The 25550-nt window shown below is 65.9% G+C and carries 22 protein-coding genes and 3 pseudogenes; 4 read left to right on the top strand and 21 right to left on the bottom strand.

Annotated features, from left to right (window positions below; genetic code table 11):
- Positions 1-39 precede the first annotated feature (39 nt).
- The 3 genes from ACXI0U_RS13115 to ACXI0U_RS13105 all read right to left on the bottom strand — a co-directional run bounded on the left by ACXI0U_RS13115 (position 40) and on the right by ACXI0U_RS13105 (position 1881).
- The gene (locus ACXI0U_RS13115) at positions 40-504 is read right to left on the bottom strand and encodes an SRPBCC family protein (RefSeq protein WP_431482160.1); all 465 of its coding nucleotides are present in this window, start codon (positions 502-504) and stop codon (positions 40-42) included.
- A 71-nt stretch (positions 505-575) separates the two neighbouring features.
- Positions 576-818: a hypothetical protein gene (locus ACXI0U_RS13110; RefSeq protein ID WP_021222218.1), complete on the bottom strand. Its 243-nt coding sequence runs from the start codon at positions 816-818 to the stop codon at positions 576-578.
- A 115-nt stretch (positions 819-933) separates the two neighbouring features.
- Positions 934-1881, bottom strand: a complete 948-nt coding sequence (locus tag ACXI0U_RS13105; protein ID WP_350446525.1) for a LysR family transcriptional regulator — start codon at positions 1879-1881, stop codon at positions 934-936.
- Positions 1882-2026: 145 nt separating this feature from the next.
- Here ACXI0U_RS13105 and ACXI0U_RS13100 point away from each other — a divergent pair, with 145 nt between their 5' ends.
- Positions 2027-2776, top strand: coding sequence for a 3-oxoacyl-ACP reductase family protein (locus ACXI0U_RS13100; RefSeq protein WP_021222216.1), 750 nt, complete (start codon positions 2027-2029; stop codon positions 2774-2776).
- A 163-nt stretch (positions 2777-2939) separates the two neighbouring features.
- Positions 2940-3893, top strand: a complete 954-nt coding sequence (locus ACXI0U_RS13095) for an IS1595 family transposase (RefSeq protein WP_479550362.1) — start codon at positions 2940-2942, stop codon at positions 3891-3893.
- Between the two features lie 354 nt (positions 3894-4247).
- On the opposite strand, the pseudogene aauR reads toward ACXI0U_RS13095, so the two are convergent.
- The 8 genes and pseudogenes from aauR to ACXI0U_RS13055 all read right to left on the bottom strand — a co-directional run bounded on the left by aauR (position 4248) and on the right by ACXI0U_RS13055 (position 13627).
- Positions 4248-5521: pseudogene (gene aauR, locus ACXI0U_RS13090) on the bottom strand (two-component response regulator AauR).
- A gap of 44 nt (positions 5522-5565) precedes the next feature.
- Positions 5566-7470 (bottom strand): sensor histidine kinase, encoded by a 1905-nt coding sequence (locus ACXI0U_RS13085; RefSeq protein ID WP_479550361.1) that lies wholly within the window; start codon positions 7468-7470, stop codon positions 5566-5568.
- 94 nt (positions 7471-7564) lie between these two features.
- Positions 7565-8299 carry an amino acid ABC transporter ATP-binding protein gene (locus tag ACXI0U_RS13080; RefSeq protein WP_271658244.1) on the bottom strand — a complete coding sequence of 245 codons (735 nt, stop codon included), beginning with the start codon at positions 8297-8299 and terminating at the stop codon, positions 7565-7567.
- A complete protein-coding gene (locus ACXI0U_RS13075; RefSeq protein ID WP_037022405.1) occupies positions 8296-8961 on the bottom strand; it encodes an amino acid ABC transporter permease in 666 nt (221 codons plus the stop codon). The genes ACXI0U_RS13080 and ACXI0U_RS13075 overlap by 4 nt, the downstream gene beginning before the upstream one ends.
- Positions 8962-8966: 5 nt before the next feature.
- Positions 8967-9713 (bottom strand): amino acid ABC transporter permease, encoded by a 747-nt coding sequence (locus ACXI0U_RS13070; RefSeq protein WP_021222211.1) that lies wholly within the window; start codon positions 9711-9713, stop codon positions 8967-8969.
- Between the two features lie 133 nt (positions 9714-9846).
- Positions 9847-10755 carry a glutamate/aspartate ABC transporter substrate-binding protein gene (locus ACXI0U_RS13065; protein WP_184489478.1) on the bottom strand — a complete coding sequence of 303 codons (909 nt, stop codon included), beginning with the start codon at positions 10753-10755 and terminating at the stop codon, positions 9847-9849.
- A 425-nt stretch (positions 10756-11180) separates the two neighbouring features.
- Complete coding sequence (locus tag ACXI0U_RS13060) at positions 11181-12068, bottom strand: SDR family NAD(P)-dependent oxidoreductase (RefSeq protein ID WP_374980502.1); 888 nt, start codon at positions 12066-12068, stop codon at positions 11181-11183.
- Positions 12065-13627 carry a flavin-containing monooxygenase gene (locus ACXI0U_RS13055; RefSeq protein ID WP_374980503.1) on the bottom strand — a complete coding sequence of 521 codons (1563 nt, stop codon included), beginning with the start codon at positions 13625-13627 and terminating at the stop codon, positions 12065-12067. Before ACXI0U_RS13055 ends, ACXI0U_RS13060 begins: the two co-directional genes overlap by 4 nt.
- Positions 13628-13741: 114 nt before the next feature.
- Between ACXI0U_RS13055 and ACXI0U_RS13050 the strand changes: the two genes are divergently transcribed.
- Positions 13742-14473 carry a TetR family transcriptional regulator gene (locus ACXI0U_RS13050; RefSeq protein ID WP_374980504.1) on the top strand — a complete coding sequence of 244 codons (732 nt, stop codon included), beginning with the start codon at positions 13742-13744 and terminating at the stop codon, positions 14471-14473.
- Between the two features lie 66 nt (positions 14474-14539).
- On the opposite strand, the gene ACXI0U_RS13045 is transcribed toward ACXI0U_RS13050, so the two are convergent.
- The 4 genes and pseudogenes from ACXI0U_RS13045 to fnr all read right to left on the bottom strand — a co-directional run bounded on the left by ACXI0U_RS13045 (position 14540) and on the right by fnr (position 17985).
- Entirely contained in the window at positions 14540-15376 is an 837-nt protein-coding gene (locus ACXI0U_RS13045; RefSeq protein WP_021222206.1) for a metal-dependent hydrolase, read from the bottom strand.
- Between the two features lie 144 nt (positions 15377-15520).
- A complete protein-coding gene (locus tag ACXI0U_RS13040; RefSeq protein WP_479550360.1) occupies positions 15521-16486 on the bottom strand; it encodes a fatty acid desaturase family protein in 966 nt (321 codons plus the stop codon).
- A gap of 163 nt (positions 16487-16649) precedes the next feature.
- Entirely contained in the window at positions 16650-17198 is a 549-nt protein-coding gene (locus tag ACXI0U_RS13035; protein WP_021222204.1) for an adenine phosphoribosyltransferase, read from the bottom strand.
- 53 nt (positions 17199-17251) lie between these two features.
- Positions 17252-17985: pseudogene (fnr, locus tag ACXI0U_RS13030) on the bottom strand (fumarate/nitrate reduction transcriptional regulator Fnr).
- 150 nt (positions 17986-18135) lie between these two features.
- Here fnr and ACXI0U_RS13025 point away from each other — a divergent pair.
- A complete protein-coding gene (locus tag ACXI0U_RS13025) occupies positions 18136-18615 on the top strand; it encodes a hypothetical protein (protein WP_431484843.1) in 480 nt (159 codons plus the stop codon).
- 6 nt (positions 18616-18621) lie between these two features.
- Here the strand turns inward: ACXI0U_RS13025 and hemN are convergent.
- The 6 genes and pseudogenes from hemN to ccoG form a co-directional block, all read right to left on the bottom strand.
- Positions 18622-20005, bottom strand: a pseudogene (gene hemN / locus ACXI0U_RS13020) (oxygen-independent coproporphyrinogen III oxidase).
- Between the two features lie 210 nt (positions 20006-20215).
- Positions 20216-20899, bottom strand: a complete 684-nt coding sequence (locus ACXI0U_RS13015) for a sulfite exporter TauE/SafE family protein (RefSeq protein ID WP_431484841.1) — start codon at positions 20897-20899, stop codon at positions 20216-20218.
- Complete coding sequence (ccoS, locus tag ACXI0U_RS13010; RefSeq protein WP_184488848.1) at positions 20892-21128, bottom strand: cbb3-type cytochrome oxidase assembly protein CcoS; 237 nt, start codon at positions 21126-21128, stop codon at positions 20892-20894. Before ccoS ends, ACXI0U_RS13015 begins: the two co-directional genes overlap by 8 nt.
- Before the next feature lie 62 nt (positions 21129-21190).
- Positions 21191-23590: a heavy metal translocating P-type ATPase gene (locus ACXI0U_RS13005; protein WP_431484840.1), complete on the bottom strand. Its 2400-nt coding sequence runs from the start codon at positions 23588-23590 to the stop codon at positions 21191-21193.
- 10 nt (positions 23591-23600) lie between these two features.
- Positions 23601-24101, bottom strand: coding sequence for a FixH family protein (locus tag ACXI0U_RS13000; RefSeq protein WP_431484839.1), 501 nt, complete (start codon positions 24099-24101; stop codon positions 23601-23603).
- Positions 24102-24115: 14 nt separating this feature from the next.
- Positions 24116-25531, bottom strand: a complete 1416-nt coding sequence (gene ccoG, locus ACXI0U_RS12995) for a cytochrome c oxidase accessory protein CcoG (protein WP_021222196.1) — start codon at positions 25529-25531, stop codon at positions 24116-24118.
- Positions 25532-25550 lie beyond the last annotated feature (19 nt).

Here is a 25550-nt window from a genome sequence, read left to right as displayed (position 1 = left end):
CTACGCCATCCTACGGGAGCGGTGCGGGCGCTGTGGCGCTTAGGCCATGGGCCAGTCGACGTTGTGCACTTCGGCGGTTAGGCGGTCGAGGTTTTCCTCGTTGGCCGGTAGCACGAAGGTGGCGATCTGTTCGCGGTGTTCCGCGCTGTCGAAGACCTGCTGCCAACCCACCCGCGTGCCGGTGCCTTCCAGGGTGAAAGTGATGGTGAGGAAAAAGTGGTGGTCGTCCGAGAGGTGTTCGATCAGCACCCGGTCGGGGGTGATCTCGCGGAACAGGTTGTGGTTGGGGTAGTCGGTGCCGTCGGGGCCGTGGAGGGTGAAGCGCCAGTGGCCGTCGGGGCGGAATTCGAAGAGCTCGAAGGTGCTGCTGAAGCCGTTCGGGCCCCACCAGCGGGCGAGGTGCTCGGGGCTGGCGATGGCGCGGAATACCCGGGCCGGCGGTGCGTCGATGAGCCGTGAGGTGGCGCATTCGCGATGAGCGGTGGGGGAGGCGGTGCTGCTCATTGGGGCGGGCCTTTCGCTCGGTCGGGGCCGCCTGGTGGCCAGGCGGTCGAGCGCAAAGCATAGCCCCGGGTTCAGCCCTCGTTGCGGCGGATGAAGGCGGCCTCGTAGTCGCGGCTGGCGCTGGAGACCTTGGGGTTCATCAGCGCGGAGCGGACTTTCTCGTAATCCTCGTAGGGCAGGCCGGCGCGGTTGAGCATCTCCAGGGAGAACTGCTTGACCTCGGCATCGGTGTACGGGCGTGGCTCCGGTTGGCTGGCGCAGCCGGCGAGGATGAGGGTGGTAGCGGCGAGTGCGATGGCGAGCAGGCGATTCATTTCGGGCCCCCTGGGGTGGCGTTGTCCTTTGATGAACAAAGGTTATCCGCGGCCCCGGGGGCGGAAAAATCACCCACTTCGATAATGACTATTGCCTGAGTGGCAACGGTGCCGATCAGCCCCGGCCGCCGCAGGCCGGGCCCAGGGCGGAGAAGCGTTCGGCCAGGCCCTGCTCGCGGAAGGCTTGCACCACGTGGTCGATGAAGACGCGGGTCTTGGCCGGCAACAACTTCTGCGCGCTGAAGTAGAGGCACAGCGGGTCGGAGAGCACGTGCCAGTCCGGCAGTACCCGCACCAGCTGGCCGCGCTCGATGAAGTGCACCGCGTGCACCGTGCTGACCAGTGTGATGCCCAGGCCCATGCACGCGGCGTGGCAGGCGGCTTCCGGGTCGCTCATCAGCATGCGCGGCCGCAGGTCGATGGGGGACTGGTCGTCACTGCCGTTGCGCAGCACCCAGTTGCGCACGCGGCCGGTCTGCGGTGAACGCAGGAGGATGCCGTCGTGCTGGGGGAGGTCCGCCGGCGCTTGTGGCTGCGGGTGTTTCTCCAGGTAGCTGGGTGAGGCCAGCAGCACGCGATGCCCCGGGCCGATCTGCCGGGCGATCACCCCCTGGGGCAGCTCGAAACCGCCGCCTATGCCGATGTCGAAGCCTTCGCCGATGAGGTCCACCTGGCGGTTGTCGAAATGCCAGTCGGGGACGATGGCGGGGTAGCGGGCGAGGAAGCCCTCGAGCAGCGGCACGATGTACTCGCGGCCGAACATCAGCCCCATGCTCACCTTGAGGTTGCCCGCCGGCTGGCCGCCCGCGCTGGCGAGGTTGGCCACCGCGCCCTGGAGGGTGGCGAGGCCGCCGCTGACCTCGATGAGGAAGCGCTCGCCGGCCTCGGTGAGTTTCAGGCTGCGTGTACTACGCTGGAACAGCTGCACCCCCAGCCCACGCTCCAGTTTCGCCACGTTCTTGCCGACTGCCGCTGGCGTCAGGCCCAGGCGCCGTGCGGCCTCGGCAAAGCTGCCAGCCTCAGCGCTGCGGACGAAGCATTCGATGTTGTTCAGGGTTCCCATGGCGTCAATGTAAACCGTTTGGATCGAAAGAATATAGCGATTGCCGGCTTATCGGTTGTGAATATCTCTCCGATACTGGCCCCGTCATCGAGCAACAGCCAACCGGCCAAGCCCGAATCCCCCTACAGACAATTGGAGAACCATCATGACCTCGACTCAAACGCTCAGCGGCAAGGTTGCATTCATCCAGGGCGGCTCCCGCGGTATCGGTGCTGCCATCGCCAAGCGCCTGGCCCGTGAAGGCGCCGCCGTGGCGCTGACCTACGCCGCCTCCGGCCAGGCTGCCGAAGAGGTGGTGAAAGCCATCGAGGCGGCCGGTGGCCGCGCCCTGGCCATCAAGGCCGACAGCAGCGACGAGCAGGCCCTGCGCGGCGCCATTCGCTACACCGTGGACAGCTTCGGCCGCCTCGACATCCTGGTGAACAACGCCGGCGTGCTGGCCGTGGCGCCCATCGAAGAGTTCGCCATCGAAGACCTCGACCGCACCCTGGCGGTGAACGTGCGTAGCGTGGTGATCGCCAGCCAGGAAGCCGCCCGGGTGATGGGCGAGGGTGGCCGCATCATCACCATCGGCAGCACCAACGCCGAGCGTATGCCCTTTGCCGGTGGCTCGGTCTACGCCATGAGCAAGGCGGCGGTGGCGGGCTTCACCCAGGGCCTGTCCCGTGACCTGGGCCCCCGTGGCATCACCGTGAACAACGTGCAGCCCGGCCCGGTGGACACCGACATGAACCCGGCCGAAGGCGACTTCGCCGAGTCCCTCAAGCAGATGATGGCGCTGGCGCGCTACGGCAAGGCCGAGGAGATCGCCAGCTTCGTGGCCTACTTGGCCGGCCCGGAAGCGGGCTACATCACCGGTGCCAACCTGACGATCGACGGTGGTTTCGCCGCCTGACGTCTCGGTTACAAGGAAAACGCCGGCCACTGGGCCGGCGTTTTTGTTTGTGGCTCGTTTTCGGTGCCCAGCAGAAGAGCGGGCGAATGAATTGGCTCTGTCTGCGTTAAGTGTTGCTAGCTTCTAGACTTGTCGTTACGGCATCTCTTTCAGGAGGTCTGCCATGCGTGCGACAGAGTTTCGGAGCTGGCTATCTCGCCTGACTCAGCTCAACCAAACCCAGCGGGATCAGCTTCAAACGCAGCTGTCCTGCCCCCAGGGCATGCTGGCGGAGGCGCTGGAGCCTCCCGAGCATTGCCCCCACTGCCAAGCCACGGCCTTACGCCCATGGGGTTCCAGTCACGGCTTGGCCCGCTACCGATGCCGAACCTGCAGGCGCACGTGCAATGCGCTGACGGGCACGCCATTGGCTCGACTGCGTCATCGGGAGTGTTGGGGGCGCTATGCCGAAGCCATGGTGAAAAGCCTGACGGTGCGCAAAGCCGCTGAACATTGCGAGGTTCACAAGAACACCGCATTCCGCTGGAGGCACCGTTTCTTGCGCTTGATCGCCGAGCATCGAGCACAGCATGAATCAGGGATTGTCGAGGCCGACGAGACTTTCTTCCTGGAGTCATTCAAAGGTCAGCGCAAACTGTCACGTCAGGCCCGCAAGCGCGGGGGCAGAGCACGGCGCAAAGGATTCACGGCCGAGCAGATCCCGGTCCTGGTGGTACGTGATCGGAGTGGGCAGCACGCCGACTTCCAGTTGAAACAACTCAATGCCGCGCACGTAGGTGAAGTGCTACGGCCGTTGCTCGATCCCGACGCGGTGCTGTGCACGGACAGCGCCGCGATCTACCAGAGCTTCGCCAAGGCAGAGGGCATTACCCACCATCGCGTGAACCTGCGCCAGAAACGCCGCACCGACGGCGCCTTTCATATCCAGAACGTCAACGCCTATCACGGCCGCCTGAAGCTCTGGATGAAGCGCTTCAACGGTGTTGCGACCAAGTACCTGGAGAACTACCTGGGCTGGCGACGCCTGCTTGAGCGTTATGGAAATGATCTCAACCCGTTGATTTGTATAAAGGAATCGCTCGGCAGCTATCCACTGCAACAGCTAACGCAGACATAGCCAATGAATTCGCCCCTACACCCATTTCCATCCTTGGTGTCTTGCGGTGGCACCTTTGTAGGGTGGATGACGCTCCTTTCATCCACCAGCGGAGTGGCCGGTGAGTACGAAAGGTGGACCGATGGAGCGGGGTCCACCCTACGTGGCGAGGGCATCCGGGTTTGGCTGGTGGCAGGGCATCGCGAATGAATTCTCCCACGGGGGCGCTGTCCTCCACATCCGTGCGGCTTGCGGGCGTAGGGTGGATGGCGCTTTTTTCATCCACCGGCGGAGTGGCCGGCGGGCACCGGAAGGTGGACCGGTGAAGCGCGGTCCACCCCACGCGGCGAGGGCGTCCGGGTTCGACCGGGAGCGTCAGAGGCCGTATTTCTTGACCTTGTCGAACAGGGTGGTCTTGGCCATGCCGAGGGCGATGGCGGCCTGGCTGAGGTTGCCGCCGTGGCGTTCCAGGGCGTCGCCGAGGAGGTTGCGTTCGAAGGCTTCCACGGCTTCGGCGAAGCTGGGTTCGTTGCCGTCCAGGGCCAGGCCGGTCTTCTTGAACACGGGGAGGCCGAGGGCGTAGCGCTCGGCGACGTTGCGCAGTTCGCGCACGTTGCCCGGCCAATCGTGGGCCATGAGGCTGGAGACGGTGGCGCGGTCGATCTCCGGCATGGCGCGGTCGAAGCGCAGCGAGGCGAGCTGCAGGAAGTGATCGAACAGCAGCAGGATGTCTTCGCGGCGGTCGCGCAGCGGCGGCAACTCCAGGGTCACCACGTTGAGGCGGTAGTAGAGGTCGCTACGGAACTGGCCGGCCTTGCCCTGTTCGTCGAGGTCGGCCTTGGTGGCGGCGACCACGCGGCAGTCCACCGGGATCGGCTGGTTGGAGCCGAGGCGCTCCAGGGTCTGCTCCTGCAGCACGCGGAGGAACTTGATCTGCAGGTTCATGGGCATGCTCTCGATCTCGTCGAGGAACAGGGTGCCGTTGTGGGCGTGCTCGATCTTGCCGATGCGGCGCTTGCCGGCGCCGGTGAAGGCGTGGGCCTCGTGGCCGAAGATTTCGCTGTCGAAGAGGTTCTCCGGCAGGCCGCCGCAGTTGAGCGCGACGAACTGCTGGGGCTGGCGCCGGCTGTAGTCGTGCAGGCAGCGGGCGACCAGCTCCTTGCCGGTGCCGGTTTCGCCTTCGATCAGCACGTTGGCGGCGGTGTCGGCGACGTTGGCGATCAGCTCGCGCAGGGCCTGCATGGCCGGCGAGCGGCCGATGATGCGCTGCTCCAGGGACTGGCGCCCGGCCAGCTGGCGGCGCAGGGCGGTGACCTCGCGGGCCAGGCCGCGCTGCTCCAGGGCGCGCCGGGTGACCTCCACCAGGCGTTCGGGGAGAAGGGCTTCTCCATGAAGTCGTAGGCGCCGTCGCGCATGGCGCCCACCGCCATGGAGATGTCGCCGTGGCCGGTGATCAGCACCACCGGCAGGCTGCGGTCGCGGGCCTTGAGGCGGGCGAGCAGCTCGAGGCCGTCGATGCCCGGCAGGCGGATGTCGCTGATGACGATGCCGGCGAAGTCGGTGCCGATCTGCTTGAGGGCTTCCTCGGCGCTGGCGACACCGATGCTGGGGATGTCTTCCAGGGCCAGTGCCTGCTGGCAGCCGAGCAGGACGTGGGGGTCGTCTTCGACGATAAGGACGCTGAGCGGCTCGGTCATGGGCGGGGGCTCGTTTCTGAGGGGGCGGCGATCTGCGGCAGGCGCAGCTCGAAGGCCGTGCCGCCGTCCTCGGGGTGTTGCACGCCGAGGCTGCCACCGGCGGCGGTGGCGAGGCTGGCGGACAGGGTGAGGCCAAGGCCCAGGCCGTGTTCGCCGGGCTTGGTGGTGAAGAAGGGTTCGAACAGGTGCTCGCGCACGGCCGGGGAGATGCCGGGGCCGTTGTCGCGCACGCGGAGGATGTAGGTGCCGTCTTCGTCGTGGCCGTCGAGCCAGAGCTGGCAGTCGGCCTGGCCGCTCATGGCGTCCAGGGCGTTGGCGATGAGGTTGACCAGGATCTGCTCCAGGCGGGTCTGGTCGATGGCCAGGCGGGCATCGGTGAAGGCGCGGTGCAGGGTCAGCGGGGTGTGTTCCAGGCGCGTGTGGAGAATGAACAGCGCTGCGTCCACGGCCTTGCCCAGGCTGGCCTGCCCGTGGTCGTCGGCACGTCGGGCGAAGGCGCGCAGGCTGGCGGTGATGCGGCCCATGCGGTCGACCAGCTCGTTGATGGCGGTGAGGTTGGTGCTGGCGACGTCCAGCGCGCCGCGCTGGAGGAAGCGCACGGTGTTGCCGGAGAGGGTGCGCAGGGCGGCCAGGGGCTGGTTGAGTTCATGGGCGATGCTGGTGGACATCTGCCCGATCACCGCCAGCTTGCCGGCCTGGACCAGCCCGTCCTGGGCCTTGCGCAGGTTTTCCTCGGTCTGCCGGCGCTCGCGGATCTCGCCCATCAGGCGCTGGTTGCTGGCGCGCAGGTCCTGGGTGCGTTCGGCGATCTTGCGTTCCAGTTCGTTGTTGGCCTGGAGCAGCGCCTCGCGGGCGGCGAGGCGGGTGGCGAGCACCTTGCGCCGCTCGTTCCAGGCGATGGCGAGGAAGGCCAGCAGGGCCAGGCCGGCGGCGGCCAGCAGGCCGTGGATGACGGCCTCGCGGCGCAGGTCGGCCAGCGGCGAGAGCAGGCTGAAGTGCCAGGGCGTGTCGCTGAGCGGCCGGCTTTGCGCCAGGTAGGCGATCTCCTGCTCGCCGCCGTCGGGCAGGGGCGAGGCGAAGCTGAGGGTTTCCAGGCCGTCGCCCAGGTCCTGGCGCGAACGCGGCTGCCATTCGTTGAGCGCCCACCAGTGGTACTGCAGGCTGCGGGCCAGGCGCTCCTTCTCTTCGGCGGAGAGCGCGCGGATGGCCTTCATGCGCAGGACCGGGTCACTGGAGAGGATGATGATGCCGTTCTCGTCGCTGACGAAGGCCTGCAGGCGGGCCTTTTCCCAGCGCTCCTGCAGCGCCTCGAGCTTCACCTTGACCACCGCGACGCCGATGATGCGGCCTTCGTAGCGCAGGCCGTGGGCCAGGTAGTAGCCGGCCTCGCCCGTGGTGCTGCCGATGCCGTAGAAGCGCCCGGGCTCGCCCTTCATCGCTTGCTGGAAGTAGGCGCGGAAGGCCAGGTCTTCACCGAGGAAGCTGTCGGCGTCGCGCCAGTTGCTGGTGGCCAGCACGCGGCCGTTGGTGTCGAGGAGGAAGATGGCGCGGTTGCCGCTGCGGCGGTTGAGTCCTTCGAGGTAGTCGTTGACCAGGTTGCGCCGGTAGGGCGTGGGGTTGAGCAGCAGGTGGCTGACGCTGGATTCCAGCTCCAGCAGGCTGGGCAGGTAGGTGTAGCGGTTGATTTCGCTCTCCACGGCGCGGGCGTGGAGTTCCAGCTGGCGTTCGCCGTTCTCGCGCAGGGCGCGGATGCCGGAGAGCTCGCTGAGGTGGTAGCCGACCCAGCCGACGCCGAACATGGCCAGGACCAGCAGCAGGGTCAGCGAGAGGTGGCGGAGCAGGCGCGGTTTCACGGTCAATGCGGGCGGCACGGCGCGGAGGCTGGCGGGAGGGCATTGCATCATAAGTGGTCCGGGCCTTGCCAGTCGGTGCGGGGCGCCGAGCGGCGGGTGGGGCGACGCGGCCCCTCTCCGAGGTGGAGAGGGGCGCGGTGCATCAGTGTTGCAGGATCTTGGCGAGGAACTGCTGGGCGCGTTCGGAGCGCTGGCTGACGTCGCCGAAGAACTCTTCCTTGGGGCAGTCTTCGACGATCTGGCCGGCGTCCATGAAGATCACCCGGTCGGCGACCTTGCGGGCGAAGCCCATCTCGTGGGTGACGCACATCATGGTCATGCCTTCGTTGGCCAGTTGCACCATCACGTCGAGCACTTCGTTGACCATCTCCGGGTCGAGTGCGGAGGTGGGTTCGTCGAACAGCATCACCACCGGGTCCATGGCCAGGGCGCGGGCGATGGCGACGCGCTGCTGCTGGCCGCCGGAGAGCTGGCCCGGGTGCTTGTGGGCGTGGGCGGAGAGGCCGACGCGCTCCAGCAGCTTGAGGCCCTTGGCGGTGGCTTCTTCCTTGCTGCGGCCGAGCACCTTGATCTGGGCGATGGTGAGGTTCTCGGTGATCGACAGGTGCGGGAACAGCTCGAAGTGCTGGAACACCATGCCGACGCGGGAGCGCAGCTTGGGCAGGTCGGTCTTCTTGTCGGCGATGGAGGTGCCGTCGACGACGATGTCGCCCTTCTGGAAGGGCTCCAGCGCGTTGACGCACTTGATCAGGGTGGATTTGCCGGAGCCGGACGGCCCGCAGACGACCACCACTTCACCTTTCTGGACCTCGGTGCTGCAGTTGGTCAGCACCTGGAATTCCCCGTACCACTTGTTGACGTTCTTGATCGAAATCATACGGCTAACCTTTTTTGCAGGAGCTTGACCAGCTGCGAGGCGGCGAAGCTGACGGTGAAGTACACCAGGCCGGCGAAGATCAGGAATTCGTGCGGCTGGCCGATGATGTCGCCACGGGAACGGGCGGCGTTGAGGAAGTCCATCAGGCCCACGGTGTAAACGAGCGAGGTGTCCTGGAACAGGATGATGCTTTGCTGCAGCAGCAGCGGGGTCATCTTGCGGAACGCCTGGGGCAGGATGATCAGGCGCATGGTCTGGCCGTAGGTCATGCCCAGGGCCTGGGCGGCGCCCATCTGCCCACGGGGGATGGCCTGGATGCCGGCGCGGACGATTTCGCAGAAGTACGCCGCCTCGAACATCATGAAGGCGATGAGGCAGGAGGTGAACGCGCCCACCGGGGTGTCTTCGCCGGTGATCCAGCGCAGCACGAAGGGCACCGCGAAGTAGAACCAGGTGATCACCAGCAGCAGCGGGATGGAGCGGAAGTAGTTGACGTACAGGGCGCCGAGCTTCGACAGCAGCGGGTTGTGCGATAGGCGCATGAGCGCCAGCAGGGTGCCGAGCACCACGCCGCCGATGATGCCCAGCACCATGAGCTGCAGGGTCATCAGCATGCCATCGACCAGGCCCGGCAGGGCGGGGATGATTGCGCTGAAATCCATCTCCATCATTTGCCTCCTACGGCGATCAGGCCCGGGACCGCGACCTTGCGTTCAACCATGCGCATGAACAGCATCAGGCTCATGTTCAGGGTGAAGTAGATCAGCGTGGCGAGGGTGAAGGCCTCGAACAGGTTGGCGGAGAACTCGGCGGTCTGCTTGGTCTGCGCGAGCAGCTCCATCAGGCCGATGAGGGAGGCCACCGAGGAGTTCTTGAAGATGTTGAGGAACTCGCTGGTCAGCGGCGGAATGATGATGCGGAAGGCTTGCGGCAGCAGCACGTAGCGGTAGATCGCCGGCATGCGGAAGCCCATGGCGCGGGCGGCGGAGGCCTGGCCGGCAGGCAGCGCCTGGATGCCGGTGCGCACCTGCTCGCAGACGCGGGCGGCGGTGAACAGGCCGAGGCACACGACCACGCTCAGGTAGGCGGACGTGGCCGGGTTGAGGTCTTGCTTGAACCAGATTTCCAGCGGCTCGGGCAGCAGGTCCGGCACCAGGAAGTACCAGAGGAACAGCTGCACCAGCAGCGGCACGTTGCGGAAGATTTCCACGTAGGTGGTGGCGATGCCGGACACCCAGCGGTTGGGCACGGTACGCATGACGCCGAGCAGCGAGCCCAGCAGGAGCGCGACGATCCAGGCGGCGAGGGCGATGGCGATGGTCCAGCCCAGGCCGGTGACGAACCAGTCCAGGTAGATTTCGCTGCCGATGCCGGTGGACTTGAAGAACACGCCCCAGTCCCAGTTGTAGTTCATCAGGGTTTTCCCCTCAGGGTTCTTGTCTTTCTGCGGTTGAAGGCAGTGGAGGGAGGAGGGGCCGGCCGGCGCCGCGGGGAGCCGGCGGCCCTTGCTCCTGGCCCATCCCGCGAGGCGGGATGGGCGCGACAGGTCAGATTTCTTCGGCCGACTTGTCGGTGGGGGAGGCGATCAGCTTCTTCAGCTCGTCGCTCATGGGGAAGTTGAGGTTGAGGTTCTTCGGCGGGATCGGCTGGGTGAACCACTTGTCGTAGATGCCGTTGATTTCGCCCGATGCGAAGGTGTCGGCGATGGCCTTGTCGACCACTTTCTTGAAGGCCTCGTCTTCCTTGCGGACCATGCAGCCGTAGATTTCATAGGACTGCGGTTCGCCGGTGACGACCCAGTCGGCGGGCTTCTTGGCCTTGGCCATCTCACCGTAGAGCAGGGCGTCGTCCATCATGAAGGCGATGGCACGGCCGGATTCCAGCATCAGGAAGGATTCGCCGTGGTCCTTGGCCGAGATGATGTTCATGCCCATCTGCTTCTCGGCGTTCATGGACTTGAGCAGACGCTCGGAGGTGGTGCCGGCGGTGGTCACCACGTTCTTGCCCTTGAGGTCGGCGAAGTCGTTGATGCCGGCGGTCTTCTTCGACAGCAGGCGGGTGCCGACTTCGAAGATGCCGATGGAGAAGCCGACCTGCTTCTGGCGCTCGAGGTTGTTGGTGGTGGAGCCGCACTCGATGTCGACGGTGCCGTTCTGCACCAGCGGGATGCGGGTCTGCGAGGTCACCAGGTTGTAGCGCACCTTCAGGTCCGGCAGGGCCAGTTCCTTCTTGATGGCTTCGACGACCTTCAGCTGGATGTCGTGGGAGTAGCCCACCGGTTTGCCCGGCTCGGTGCCGAGGTAGGAGAAGGGGATGGAGGCGTCACGGTGACCGAGGACGATGGTGCCGCTGTCCTTGATCTTCTTGAGGGTGCCGGTCAGTTCTTCGGCGATAGCGGGAGCGGAAATCAGGGTCGCTGCAATGGCGGCGGCCAGAACCTTCGGAAGGATACGCATGTGTTTCAGTCCTCGACTTTGTTTGTTCTTATCGACGCCAGCGGTTCGGCGCCGTCGGGGATCTGTAATGGCAGGATGCGTGCCATCTGTATGGTCTTGTCGTTTCGTATTTAACTTATTGATTTATATGGATTTATTTTTATGCGCGGAAAGCGCTTTGAGGTGCGATGTTCGGGGTTCCGGCTTTGGCGGGTTTTATCGTTCGGATATCCGAACGGATTTTGCAGGAATAGGGGCGTGAGGGGAGTGAAGGAGGGAAGGGGTGGCAGGGAAGAGCAGGGCTTCGCGAGCAGAGCTCGCTCCTACGAGGGGTGGGCAGGTAGGTCGGGTGCAACCCGACGATAAGGGCGATACGACCACCGCGTAGCCCGGGCTTCAGCCCGGGGAGGTGGGCCCCCGGGCTGGGCACGGCTACGCGGGGTGGGTCAGTCCGTCAGGTTCTGCGCTTCACGGTCCCGACGGGGCTTGGGGGCGAAGCGGGCGGCCAGGCGCATGGAGGTGGTGACCAGGCGCTGGTAGAAGGTCGGCAGCAGGCGTTGCATGCCGTCCAGGGCCCAGGCGTCGGCACCGATGAGGATGCGCCGGTTGTCCTTGAGCACGCCGCGCAGGATCACCGAGGCGGCCTTGTCCGGGGTGGTGCGCAGCAGCTGGTCGTTGAACTGCTTGCGTGCCTGGTCGGTTTCCTGGCCGACGACCCGGGCGAGGCTGTCGTTCATCCGTGCGGTCTTGGCGATGTTGGTCTTGATGCCGCCGGGGTGCACGCAGCTGGCGGAGACGCCGCAGCCTTCCATGTCCAGTTCCTGGCGCAGGGCTTCGGTGAAGCCGCGCACGGCGAACTTGGTGGCGTTGTAGGCGCTCATGCCAGGTTGGGCGAACAGGCCGAACACGCTGGAGACGTTGACGATCTGGCCGTCGCCGGTGGCCTTGATGTGCGGGAGGAAGGCCTTGGTGCCGTGCATCACGCCCCAGAAGTTGATGTTCATGATCCACTCGTATTCCGAGTAGTCGCTGCCTTCCACGGTGCCGGCATGGGCGACGCCGGCGTTGTTGAAGATCAGGTTGACCCGACCGTGGTCGAGCACCACCTGGTCGGCCCAGGCGTGTACCGCTTCGCGGTCGGCGACGTTGACCAGGGTGTCGGTGACCTGCACGCCGAGCTTGCGGGCCTGGGCGGCGGTTTCCGCCAGGCCTTCGGCGTTGACGTCGGAAAGCGCCAGGTGGCAGCCCTGGCGGGCCAGGCCGTAGGCGAGGGCGCGGCCGATGCCGGAGCCCGCGCCGGTGATGGCGGCGACCTTGTTCTCGAAGGACTTCATGCCGGTACTCCTTCTGCAGCGGTGGTGGTGGCGATGGTCAGCGGCCCTTGGGCGGCGTGCACCGGCTGGATGCGGCTGAAGTGATAGGCCGCCGGGTCGAAGTTGCGGGTCAGCAGGCGGAAGCGCCAGGTGAAGCCGGGCCATACGGTGCAGTTGCGGCCGCTGACCGGGTGGATGTACCAGCTCTTACAGCCGCCGGCGTTCCATACGGTGTTGCCCAGGCTGCCCTGGATCTTGCCATTGAACTTGTCCTGCACCTCGCGCTTGACCTCCAGGCTCTGCAGCTTGCGCTGGTCGAGCAGGTCGAGGGCGCCGAGCACGTAGTGGATCTGCGATTCGATCATGTAGACCATCGAATTGTGGCCCAGGCCGGTGTTCGGGCCCATGAGGAAGAACAGGTTGGGGAAGCCGGCGGTGAGGGTGCCCTTGTAGGCTTCCGGGCCTTCCGGCCAGGTGTCGAGCAGGTCGACGCCGTTACGGCCGAAGACCACGCCGCGCGGCAGCGGGTCGCTGGGGGTGAAGCCGGTGCCGAAGATGATGGCGTCCACCGGGCGTTCCTGGCCGTCCTGGGTGACGATGCTGTTGGCGCGGATTTCCTGGATGCCATCGGTGATGACGTCGACGTTGGCCTGGGTCAGCGCCGGGTAGTAGTCGTTGGAGATCAGCACGCGCTTGCAGCCCATGGTGTAGTCGGGCGTGACCTTGGCGCGCAGCACCGGGTCCTTGATCTTGCGCTTGATGTAACCCTTGGCCACCAGCTGGGCGAGCTTCATCACCTTGGGGGTCAGGGCGAAGCCGATCACGCGGCTTTCGAGGATGGCGTAGATGCCACCGCGCCAGAGCTTCTGCAGCAGGGGGAAGCGCTTGAAGCGCGAGCGTTCGTTTTCGCTGATGGCGCGGTCCGGCTTGGGCATGACCCAGGGCGCGGTGCGCTGGTAGAGGTCGAGCTGGCCGACCACCTTCTGGATCTGCGGGACGAACTGGATGGACGAGGCACCGGTGCCGACCACGGCGATGCGCTTGCCCGCCAGGTCGTAGTTGTGGTCCCACTGCTGGGAGTGGAAGCTTTTGCCGGCGAAGTTCTCCAGGCCATTGAGGTGGGGGATGGCCGGGGTGGAGAGGGCGCCCATGCCGGACACCACGAACTGCGCGGTGTAGTGATTGCCGGCGGCGTCGTCTATGTGCCAGAGCTCTTCGCTGTCGCTCCAGGCCACGCGGGTGATTTCGGTGCCGAGCAGGGTCTTGTCCTGCAGGCGGTATTTCTCCCAGCAGCCTTCCAGGTAGCCCTTGATCTCTTCCTGCTTGGCGAACATCCGCGTCCAGTTGGGGTTCGGCTCGAAGGAGAAGGAGTACAGGTGCGATTGCACGTCACAGCCGCAGCCCGGGTAGTTGTTGACGCGCCAGGTGCCGCCGACGCCGGCTTCCTTCTCGAACAGGAGGAAATCGTTCTCGCCTTTCTGTTTCAGGCGGATCGCCATGCCCAGGCCGGAGAAGCCGGAGCCGATGATGGCAACCTTGCAGTGGCGGGCAGGGGTGGGAGGTGATACGGGCGCGTTCATGGCCAAGCTCCTGTTATGCTTATTTTGTGGCGTATACAGCTGTATACCAATGTAGACAGATGTATACTCGCCAGCAAGCCATCGCGGTACAACCAACCTTAGGTAGGGTCAGCCATGAGTTCTGTGCTGGACGACGGGCAACAGTCCAAGGAAAGAGCAGTCGATGCACCGGGCAAGCGCCTGCTGATGGAGGCGGCCCTGCGCCTGACCTCCCAGAGCCGCAGCCTGAGCAGCCTCGGCCTGCGCGAGCTGGCGCGGGAGGCGGGGCTCAACCCCAATACCTTCTATCGCCATTTCAAGGACGTGGACGACCTGGGCCTGGCGATGATCCGCAACATCTCCACCCAGTTGCGCCAGCCCTTGCGTGACCTGCGCCGGGAAGCGGCGGCGCGGGCGGTGCAGGGCGAGCACAGGGCCATGCCCAAGCTGATGGGCATCGACCTGGGGCGCGGCAAGCGCGTGTGCCATGAAACGGTGAACCTGTTCTTCGACTTCGTCGCCGATAACGCCGAGGCCTTCATCATCGGCGTGCGCGAGCTGCATGGCGCGTCGCCGGCCATGCGTGAGGCCCTGCGCGAGGTGATGGACGCGTTCGCCGATGACATGGCCGAGGACATAGTCGAATTCAAGCTGCTGCCGGAGCTGGTGCCCGATGCGGTGGTGCGGCGGGTGTCCAGCCTGATCAGCCGCAACCTGTTCCAGATGTCCCTGGATTTCATCGGTGAGCCCGAGCGCCGTGCCGACATCCGCCTGGAGGCCGAGGAGCAGGTGCTGTTCCTCTTCACGGGTGCCAGCGTGCTGCAGGGGCTGGAGGCGATGGGGTCGCTGGGCGACGGCCCGCGATAGGGCCCGCGTGGATGCGTGAAATGAAAAGCCCGGCGATTGCCGGGCTTTTCGTTGGGCGTGAATCACTCAGCCGTTGAAGCCGAGGCGCTCCTTCCAGCGTTGTTCCAGCGCCTTGGTTTCATGGTCGAAGGGGTGGAAGCCGGGGCGGTAGTAGTCCAGGTAGGGCTTGATCATGCGCGGGAAGTAGCCGGTGCGCAGGCTGAACAGGGTCTTCAGGCCGCGGCCCCAGCTGCGCAGGTTGAACAGCTGGCCGTCCTTGCGCAGCAGGTGCAGCTGGAAGGCGCCGATCACGCCGATGAACATCACGGTGGTCAGGGCCATGGTGATGGTGCGCTCGAAGTAGCCGCCGCCGACCGCCATGTAGGCGTCGTAGCACACGGCCTTGTGCTCGTTCTCTTCGATCGCGTGCCACATCCACAGCTGGTACATCTTCTGGTCGTCCATCTGCGTGCTGAGGTCTTCGCGGCGCAGCAGTTGCTCGGCCATGGTCGCGGTGAAGTGTTCCAGGGCACAGGTGGCGGCCAGGCGCTGCTTCTTGGTGGTGAAGCGGGTGACCCACTCCAGCAGCACCTTGATGCGCAGTTCCAGGCGCTCCAGGTCGATGCCGTGGGCGGCGGCGTAGTCGTTGTAGGTGGCGTGTTCCTTGGAGTGCATGGCTTCCTGGCCGATGAAGGCGCTGATGTCCTTCTGCAGCTGCGGGTCGCTGATCTGGTCGCGCACGCCGCGCACGCTGTCGACGAAGAACTTCTCGCCATAGGGGAAGAGCGACGACAGGTTGTTCATGAAGTGGCTCATGAAGGGATCGCCGCTCCACCAGTATTTCTGGGTGGAGTCGAAGCTGAAGTCCATGCGACGGACGGGAAAATTGGCCTTGGGCAGGTTGGCGGCGGCGCTGGCGGTCATTGGGCAATCCTCGTGGTTGGGAGCCGTCCCTTGTTGTTGTCTGGCTCTTGCTGACACGGCTGACCGTGCCATCGAACGATGTAACTGTTGAGGATTAACGCAGTTTTCGCACGCTCCCACCGACCAACTTTCGGCGGGTTATGGCTATTTTGTGGCCGTCTCGCTGACCCGGCGCAGCACCTCCAGATACCCGGGAGGAGTCGGCACCAGGCCGCGCTGGCGCAGCAATCGGTGGGCTTCGGCCAGGCGGAACCAGGGCAGGGCCGCCATCAGGTGGTGCTCGATGTGGTAGTTCACCCGCAGCGGCGCGACGGTGGCCCGCGCCAGCCAGCCGGCACGGGTGGTGCGGGTGTTGCGCAGCATGTCGCGGCCGCGCTCGGTGCAGGCGTGCTCGGCCAGGGAGCGGATGCGCATGAACAGGCTGTAGGTGGTGAGGTTGGCCAGCCACCAGACGCCGAACAGCCAGAATTCGCCGCAAGCGGCCAGGATTCCAGCCAGCGCGGCATTGGCCAGGAGCATGGGGCCCATGTTGCGGGCGCCTTCGGCGAGGTAGTGGTGCCAGCGGCGATCGCCCCGGGGGCGCCGCGTGACCTCGGCGGCCACGGTGTACTCCAGCACGCCCAGGTCCATCAGCAGCTGGCCCAGCAGCCGGCGCAGGCCGCTGATGCCGGACAGGTCGCGGGCGAACTTGCGCAGCAGCGAGGCGCGGCGGGTGGGGAAGGGGCACGACAGGCTCCAGTCCGGGTCCTCATCGGTGCCGGTGTGGGCGTGGTGGCGGATGTGGTGCTTGCGGTAGCGGGTGACGTCGACCCAGATGACCCGCGCGCAGAGCCAGTCGGTAAGGCGGTCGTTCAGCCAGCGGGTGCGGAACAGCGTGCCGTGGGCGGCTTCGTGCATGAGGATGGCCAGGGCCAGCTGGCGGCCGCCGAGGATGACCAGAGCGAGAACGAAGGTCACCGGGTTGGGCCAGAGGGCGAGCACGGCGAAGGTGGCGGCGATGATCGCCCAGGTGGAGCCGACGGCCCACCAGCCGGCGGCGTCGGAGCGCTGGCTCAGGCGCTGGATTTCTTCACGGCTGAAGCAGTCGGAGAGCTTGCTGCGAGGGTTCATGGCGACCTCTTGTTGTACGCAGGAGTCGCCATGATTGCCCGCCATGGCCCGACCGGCCAGTGGCTCGCCCCGGTTTCGCGCGGGCGGCCGCAAGCCTGGCGCAAATGCCATGGGTTCAGACTTTGGGAGGGGGATTGGGGCCCGGCGTGCGGGCCCCGACAGATCACTTCTCGTCGAGGGCGAAGGCGGTGAGCGAGAAGGTGGGGATGCCAATGTCCTGCAGGCGCTGGGAACCGCCGAGTTCCGGCAGGTCGATGATGGCGGCGGCCTCGAACACGCTGGCGCCCATGCGGCGGACCAGGGCGGTGGCGGCCAGCAGGGTGCCGCCGGTGGCGATCAGGTCATCGAAGATCAGGACCTTGTCGCCGTCGCAGAGGCTGTCGCTGTGCACTTCGAGGAAGGCTTCGCCGTACTCGGTCTGGTAACCCTGGGCGAGCACGTCGGCGGGCAGCTTGCCCTGCTTGCGGAACAGCACCAGCGGCTTGTTCAGCTCATAGGCGACGATGGAGCCGATCAGGAAGCCACGGGCGTCCATGGCGGCGATGTGGCTGAACTCGGCTTCGACGTAGCGCTGGATGAAGCTGTCCACCACCAGGCGCAGGGCGCGGGGGGACTGGAACAGCGGGGTGATATCGCGGAAGACCACGCCGGGCTTGGGGAAGTCCACCACCGGGCGGATCAGGGTCTTGATATCGAATTCGTCGAAAATCATGGTGCGGAACCTGGAGAGAGGGGAGAGCGCCGGCCGAGCGGCCGGCGCGGGGATCAGTCTTCGATGCTGCCGCCAGCGAGGGCGCAGAGCTCGATGGGATCGAGGATGTGCACTTCCTTGCCTTCGGCGGCGATCAGGTTGCTCTGCTGGAAGCGGGTGAACACGCGGGAGACGGTCTCGACCGCAAGGCCCAGGTAGTTGCCGATCTCGTTGCGCGACATGGCCAGGCGGAACTGGTTGGCCGAGAAACCGCGTGCACGGAAGCGCGCGGAGAGGTTCACCAGGAAGGTGGCGATGCGCTCGTCGGCGGTTTTCTTGGAGAGCAGCAGCATCATCTGCTGGTCGTCACGGATTTCGCGGCTCATGACGCGCATCAGTTGGCGACGCAGTTGCGGCAGCTGGACGGAGAGCTCGTCGAGGCGCTCGAAGGGGATTTCACAGACCGAGGTGGTTTCCAGTGCCTGGGCGGATACCGGGTAGAGCTCGGTGTCCATGCCGGAGAGGCCGACCAGCTCGCTGGGCAGGTGGAAGCCGGTGATCTGCTCTTCGCCGGCATCGGTGACACCGAAGGTTTTCAGCGCACCGGAACGTACGGCGAAAACGGACTCGAAGGTGTCGCCCTGGCGGAACAGGTAGTCCCCTTCTTCAGCGGACGACCGCGCTTGACGATTTCGTCCAGCGAGTCCATGTCTTCCATGTTCAGCGACAGGGGCAGGCAAAGGGCGGCGAGGCTGCAGTCCTTGCAATGTGCCTGAGGCAGGTTGCGTACCTTGATGATCTCGGACATCCACGGATCCCTTGCAAAAGCAAACACACAATGGGCGTAAGGGTAACGCATGGGGCGCGCTCAGGGCTAGGAAAAGGCCGAAGGAAACGTATTCAAGTTCTTCGTTGCGCAGTCGATATTTCGGTATTGATCCCAATGGAGCGAGCGATCATGAGAGTAGACGTTTCCGGCTGGCCGCAGATCGGCCAGCGTTTCGCGGCTGCGCGTGGTGATGAGGCCAGGGATGCCGGGCAGGGTGAAGAGAGTGCCGACGGCGGCCTCGACGACCGTATCGGCCACGTGGGCATCCGCGTGAGCCTGTCCGAAGCGGGCAAGGCGCGGGCCGACGAGGCGAAGAAGAACCAGGATATCGACGAGAGCAGCCTGCCGGACACCATCAAGCAGATCCTCAAGATGATTCGCAAGCTGAAGGAAGACCTGCGCGAGAAGATGGCCGAGCTCCAGTCGATCGCCACCGACCAGAGCCTGGACGAGGAAACCCGCCTACGCAGCATGGAAGGCCTGCAAAGCGAGATTTCCAGCCTCAACGGTGCCATTTCCCAGGCCACCGCCAGCCTGATGAAGGCCATGCGCGACGCAGGCCTGAGCGGCGAGCAGATGCTCGAGGCCGCCCAGCTGCTGATGAAGTGATGCCCCTCAGATCACCCGGGAGAAACGCTGGGTGGTCTCTGGCGTCAGGTAGTGGTCGAAGAGCATGCACACCGAGCGCACCAGCAGGCGCCCGGGCGGCAGGATGTCGATGCCGCGCTCGCTGAGGGTGATCAGGCCATCGGCGGACATCTGCTCCAGCTGCGGCCAGATATCCGCGAAATACCCCCTGAATTCGATGTTGAAGAGCGCTTCGATCGACTGGAAATCCAGCTCGAATTCGCAGATCAACTGCTGGATCACCGCCCGGCGGATGCGGTCGTCCTCGATGCAGGCGAGGCCGCGTCGGGTGGCGAGCAGGCCGTTTTGCAGCTTTTCCTGGTAAGTGGCGATGTTGGCGTCGTTCTGGCAGTAGAGGTCGCCGATCTGGCTGATGGCGGAGACGCCGAGGCCGATCAGGTCGCAGTGCCCATGGGTGGTGTAGCCCTGGAAGTTGCGTTGCAGGCGGCCGTCTTCCTGGGCGATGGCCAGTTCGTCGTCGGGCAGGGCGAAGTGGTCCATGCCGATGTAGCGGTACCCGGCGCTGGTCAGCTGTTCGATGCTGCGCTGGAGCATCTCCAGCTTGTGCGCGGGGCTCGGCAGCTCCTCGGTCTTGATGCGCCGCTGGGGCATGAAGCGTTCCGGCAGGTGCGCATAGTTGAACACCGAGAGCCGGTCCGGCTGCAGGGCGATGACTTCGGCCACGGTGCGCGCGAAGCTTTCCGGCGTCTGCCGGGGCAGGCCGTAGATCAGGTCGATGTTCACCGAGCGGAACTGCAGCGTGCGCGCCGCTTCGACGATGGCGCGGGTCTCCTCCAGGCTTTGCAGCCGGTTGACGGCGCGCTGCACCACCGGGTCGAGGTCCTGCACGCCCAGGCTGACGCGGTTGAAGCCCAGCTCGCGCAGCAGCCCCATGGTCGACCAGTCCGCTTCACGCGGGTCTGATCTCGATGCCGTAATCCCCCGAATCGTCATCGAGCAGGCTGAAGTGCTGGCGCAGGTGCCCCATGAGGCGGCGCAGTTCGTCGTGGCTGAGGAAGGTCGGCGTGCCACCGCCGAAGTGCAGTTGCTCGACCTTCTGTTGCGGGTCGAGGTGGCAGGCGATCAGTTCGATCTCGCGCTCGAGCTTTTCCAGGTAGGGCAGGGCGCGGCCGCGATCCTTGGTGATGACCTTGTTGCAGGCGCAGTAGTAGCAGATGTTCGCGCAGAACGGCACATGCACATAAAGCGAGACCGGGCGCAGGGCCTTGCGGCTGTCGCGCAGCGCGTGAAGCAGGTCGAAGGAGCCGATGCGCTCGTTGAATTGCACGGCGGTCGGGTAGGAGGTGTAACGAGGGCCTGCGGCGTCGTAACGGCGGATCAGGCCGGAGTCCCAGCGAATATCGTCGAGCATGCGGGCATTCCAGGTTCAGCAATCAGTGCTCGGCAGTCTAGGTGCCGCCTGACCGGTGCTTCTTGACCTGGGTCATGCTGTCGCAGCGCCGGGGGCCAGCGGCTACTTATGCGCCCGAATCGATGCTCTACCCCGCCACGCGCTGCCAGAAACTTTCCAGCTTCCAGCTTCCAGCTTCCAGCTTCCAGCTTCCAGCTTCCAGCTCCGCTGTCAGTGCCCCATCAACCAATGCTGGTGCGGGCCGGGCAGGGTCCAGATGCCGAAGAGGATCACCAGCAGGCCGCCGGCGATGCGGATGCCACGTTTGCGCAGCAGAGTGGTGATGCGTTCGGCGGCGAGGCCGGTGGCCAGCAGCACCGGCCAGGTGCCGAGGCCGAAGGCCAGCATCAGCAGGGCGCTTTCACTGGCCGAGCCCTGGCTGGCCGCCCACAGCAGGGTGCTGTAGACCAGGCCGCAGGGCAGCCAGCCCCAGAGCGCGCCGAGCAGCAGCGCGCGGGGCAGGGTGGAGACCGGCAGCAGCTTGCTCGCCACCGGCTGGATATGACGCCAGAGGCCGCGCCCCAGCGCTTCGATGCGGGTCAGGCCGCTCCACCAGCCGGCCAGGTAGAGCCCCATGGTGATCAGCAGCAGTGCCGCGATCACCCGCAGCACCATGGCTGCCGGGCTGCTGGCCACGGCCCAGCCGGCCAGGCCGATGAGCAGGCCGGCGGTGGTGTAGCTGAGGATGCGGCCGAGGTTGTAGGCGATCAGCAGGCGGAAGCGCCGGGCACGTTGCTCCGGCGGGATGGCCAGGGTCAGGGCGCCCATCAGGCCGCCGCACATGCCGATGCAGTGGCCGCCGCCCAGCAGGCCGAGGATCAGCGCCGAAACCAGCAGGGGTGCCAGTTCAAGCACCGCGCTTGTCCTCGTCGTCGGGGCTTTCCTCGTTCTTGCGCTCGCCCTCGCTTTCGTCGGCTTCGACGATACCGGCCTTGTGGCCCGGGTCTTCGTCGTCGAAGAGGATGCTGTGGGCGGGGCCGTCGAGGTCGTCGTACTGGCCGCTGTCCACGGCCCAGAAGAACAGCCAGATGGCGAAGCCGACCAGGCCGATGGCGACGGGGATCAGGATGTATAACGCAGGCATCGGGGAATCTCGTTATGGAACCTGGGCGGTGGGTCGGAAGGGGAGGGCGCCCCGGCCGGCCTCTAGCTTCTGGCCAGTCGCAGGGCGTTGATCACCACCAGCAGCGAACTGACCGACATGCCGAATGCAGCCCAGACCGGGGTGACCCAGCCCAGCGCCGCGAAGGGCAGGACCAGGCCATTGTACAGGGTCGCCCAGGCCAGGTTCTGGATGATGATGCGGCGCGTGCGACCGGCCACCGAGAGGGCCTGCACGAGGCTTTCCAGGCGGTTGGAGAGGAGTACGGCGTCGGCGCTGGTCTTGGCCAGGTCGGTGGCGCTGCCCATGGCGACGCTGATGTCGGCGCCGGCCAGGACTGGTACGTCGTTGACGCCGTCACCCAGCATCAGCACGCGGCGGCCCTGCTGGTGCAGGTCGCGCAGCACATCGAGCTTGGCGTCGGGACTCAGGCCGCCGCGGGCGTCGTCGATGCCGAGGCGACGGGCGATCTCGCCGACCATGGGTGAGCTGTCGCCGGAGAGCAGCATCACCTGCCAGCCACGGGCGCGGCAGGCATCGAGCAGCAGCGGGGCGTCTTCGCGCAGGCGGTCATCCAGCACCAGCCAGGCCAGCGGGCCCTGTTGGTTGCCGAGCAGCAGCCACTGGCCGTTGCTGCCGGGAATCTCCGGCTGGGCCCAGCCGCCCAGCTCGGCCACGAACGCAGCCTGGCCGATGCGCAGGCGCTGGCCGTCGACAAGGCCTTCGAGGCCCTTGCCGGGGACGTTCTCCACCTGTTCGGCGGGGCGTGGCGCGCGGCCGAAGGCGCGGGCGATGGGGTGCTCCGAACGGTTCTCCAACGCGGCAGCCAGGGCCAGGCAGGCGTCGTTGTCGAGCGGGCCCAGGGGGTGGATGGCGCTGAGGGTGAGGCGGCCTTCGGTGAGGGTGCCGGTCTTGTCGAAGATCACCGTGTCGATCTGGTTCAGCCCCTCCAGCACGTGACCACGGGTCAGCAGCAGGCCGAGTTTGTGCAGGCTGCCGGTGGCGGTGGTGAGTGCGGTGGGCGTGGCCAGGGCGAGGGCGCAGGGGCAGGTGGCGACCAGCAGCGAGAGGACGATCCAGAAGGCCCGCGACGGGTCGATCTGCCACCAGGCCAGGCCGACGATGGCGGCGGCCAGCAGCACGATGATCAGGAACCATTGCGCGACCTTGTCGGCCAGCTCGGCGAGGCGCGGTTTGTCCGCCTGGGCGCGCTCCAGCAGGCGCACGATGGCGGAGAGGCGGGTCTGGTCGCCGAGTGCCTGCACTTCGAGGGTGAGCGGGCCTTCGACGTTGAGCGTGCCGGCGGTGACGGCGTCGCCGCGCCCGCGAGGCAGGGGCAGGTATTCACCGGTGAGCAGGGATTCGTCGACGCTGGACTGGCCTTCGAGGATCAGGCCGTCCGCCGGCATCAGTGCGCCCGGTGGGACCAGGACGCGATCGCCCACGGCCAGCTCGCCGAGGAGGATGCGCTGGCTCTGGCCACTGGCGTCCAGGCGCAGGCAGGAGGCGGGCAGCAGGTTGACCAGTTGCGCGGTGGCGGCAGCGGTGCGCTCACGGGCGCGGCGCTCCAGGTAGCGGCCGGCGAGAAGGAACAGGGCGAACATGCCGACGGCGTCGAAGTACAGCTCGCCGATGCCGGTGACGGTGGACCAGATGCCGGCGGCATAGGCCCCGCCGATGGCCAGGGACACCGAGACGTCCATGCTCAGGTGGCGGGTGCGCAGGTCACGCAGGGCGCCACGGAAGAACTGGCCGCAGCAGTAGAAGACGATGGGCGTGGTGAGGAACAGGCTGACCCAGCGCAGGATTTTGTCCAGCTCCGGGCTCAGGTCGATGTTGAACTCGGGCCAGGTGGCCATGGCCGCCATCATCACCTGCATCCACAGCAGGCCGGCGACGCCGAGCTGGCGCATGGCGCGCTTGTTCTCGGCGGCCAGGCGCTCGGCGGCGTCATCGGCCTTGTAGGGGTGGCCGGCGTAGCCGATGCGGCGCAGTTCCTTGAGCAGCTCGCTGAGGGGCAGCTGGCTGTCGGACCAACGCACATGCAGGCGGTGGTTGGACAGGTTGAGGCGTGCCTCGTCCACCCCGGGCAGGGTGCGCAGATGCCGTTCGATCAGCCAGCCGCAGGCGGCGCAGCTGATGCCTTCGATCAGCAGGCTGGTTTCGCTGAGTTCGCCCTGGTGCTGGACGAAGGGGCGCTGCACATCCTCACGGTCGAACAGGGCCAGTTCGTCGGGGAGTGCGTTGGGCAGGGCTTCGGGGTTGGCGGCGGTTTCGCTGCGGTGGCGGTAGTAGCCTTCCAGGCCGCCGGCGACTATGGCCTCGGCCACGGCCTGGCAACCCGGACAGCACATGGCCCGCGTCTCACCGAGTACGCGGGCCTCGTAGGGGCTGCCGGAGGGCACCGGCAGGCCACAGTGGTAGCAGGATAGGGGCGCGGGCATGGGGCCTGGCTTATTCGCCCAGCAGGGTCACGCTGCCGCTCTCGAGGGTTTCTTCCTCGAACAGGCGCCAGTCCTGGCCATCTTCCTGGCCGATCAGCTCGACGAAGCGGCGGCCGCTGACCGAGTCTTCCAGGTGGCCGCTGTACAGGTCACCGGACTGCGGTTGCAGCACGATGCGGCGGTCCTTCTCCTGCTGGGTGGGGGAGAGCAGGCTGAGCACCAGCTGTTGCGGGTGGCTGTTGCCGGTCAGGTTGACCTGCACCACGCCGCTCTGGTCATCCAGGCGTACCTGGGCCTTCATGCCGAGGCGCTTGGCCAACTCCTCGCGCTCCAGCGAGGTGTTGATGCCCTTGCCGACGTCGTAGTAGTTGTCGACCACCAGGCTCGGCGGGTTCTGGATGGCGATCACCAGCATCGTGGTGCCCAGCACCACCGAGGTGCCGAGGATGCCGAGGATGAACCAGGGCCAGGGTTGCTTGTACCAGGGGCTTGCGGGAGATTCGGACTGCATGGGGATCTCGTTGTTCAGCGGACGCTGGGGCCGATGAAGCGGCTGTCGGCGTCGGTGGTGATGCTGGCGTCATCGACCGAGCGGACCCGGAAGAGAATGTTGTTGGTGCTGGAGGGGAGTTTCTCCGGGTCGATGGACAGTTCCACCGGCACCGAGAGCACTTCGCCCGCTTCCGTTCTGACCTGGGTCTTGCCTTCGTAGACGAGGCCGTCGAGGCCTTCGGCTTCGATGGTGAAGACCTGGTCCTTCTGGGCCTTGTTCATGATCTTCAGGGTGTAGACGTTCTCGATGCGACCCTGCTCGTTCTCGCGGTACAGGACGCGGTCCTTGATCACGTCCAGTTCCACCAGCGAGCGGGCGGCGACGGCGTAACCGAACAGGCCGATCATCGCAACGAGCGCGGCAGCGTACCCGATCAGCCGTGGGCGCATGAGCTTGGTTTGCTGCCCGTTCAGGTTGTGTTCAGTCGTGTAGCTGATCAGCCCCTTGGGATAGTTCATCTTCTCCATGATGCTGTCGCAGGCGTCGATGCAGGCGGCGCAGCCGATGCACTCGATCTGCAGGCCGTCGCGGATGTCGATGCCGGTGGGGCAGACCTGGACGCACATGGTGCAGTCGATGCAATCACCAAGGCCCTGGGCCTTGTAGTCGACGTTTTTCTTGCGCGGGCCACGGGATTCGCCGCGGCGCGGATCGTAGGAGACGATCAGGGTGTCCTTGTCGAACATCACGCTCTGGAAGCGGGCATAGGGGCACATGTAGATGCACACCTGCTCGCGCAGCCAGCCCGCGTTGCCGTAGGTGGCCAGGGTGAAGAAGCCGACCCAGAAATAGGCCCAGCCATCGGCGTTGCCGGTGAAGAGGTCGATCACCAGTTCGCGGATGGGGGTGAAGTAGCCGACGAAGGTGACGCCGGTGACGAAGCCGATCAGCAGCCAGAGGCTGTGCTTGGCGGATTTGCGCATGAGCTTGGCGCCGCTCATGGGCGTCTTGTCCAGCTTCATGCGCTGGTTGCGGTCGCCTTCGGTGACCTTCTCGCACCACATGAAGATCCAGGTCCAGACGCTCTGCGGGCAGGTATAGCCGCACCAGACGCGACCGGCGAAGACGGTGATGAAGAACAGGCCGAAGGCACAGATGATCAGGAGCCACGACAGCAGGACGAAGTCCTGGGGCCAGAAGGTGGCGCCGAAAATGTAGAACTTGCGCTCGGGGAGGTTCCACCAGACGGCTTGCCGGTCGTTCCAGCTCAGCCAGACGGTACCGAAGTAGAGCAGGAAGAGGAGGGCGCCGCCTGCCATGCGCAGGTTGCGGAAGATGCCGGTGAAGGCGCGGGTGTAGATCTTTTCACGGCTGGCGTAGAGGTCGGTGTTGGCACCGCTCTTGGCCGGGGGAGGGGTAATGTTCTGGACGGGGATCTGTTCGCTCATCTACTCGTACCACGACGGT

This window comes from Pseudomonas sp. C9D1 (assembly GCF_056491235.1).
Note: the sequence above shows the minus strand (reverse complement) of the source record. Positions and strands in the feature narration are given on the sequence as shown.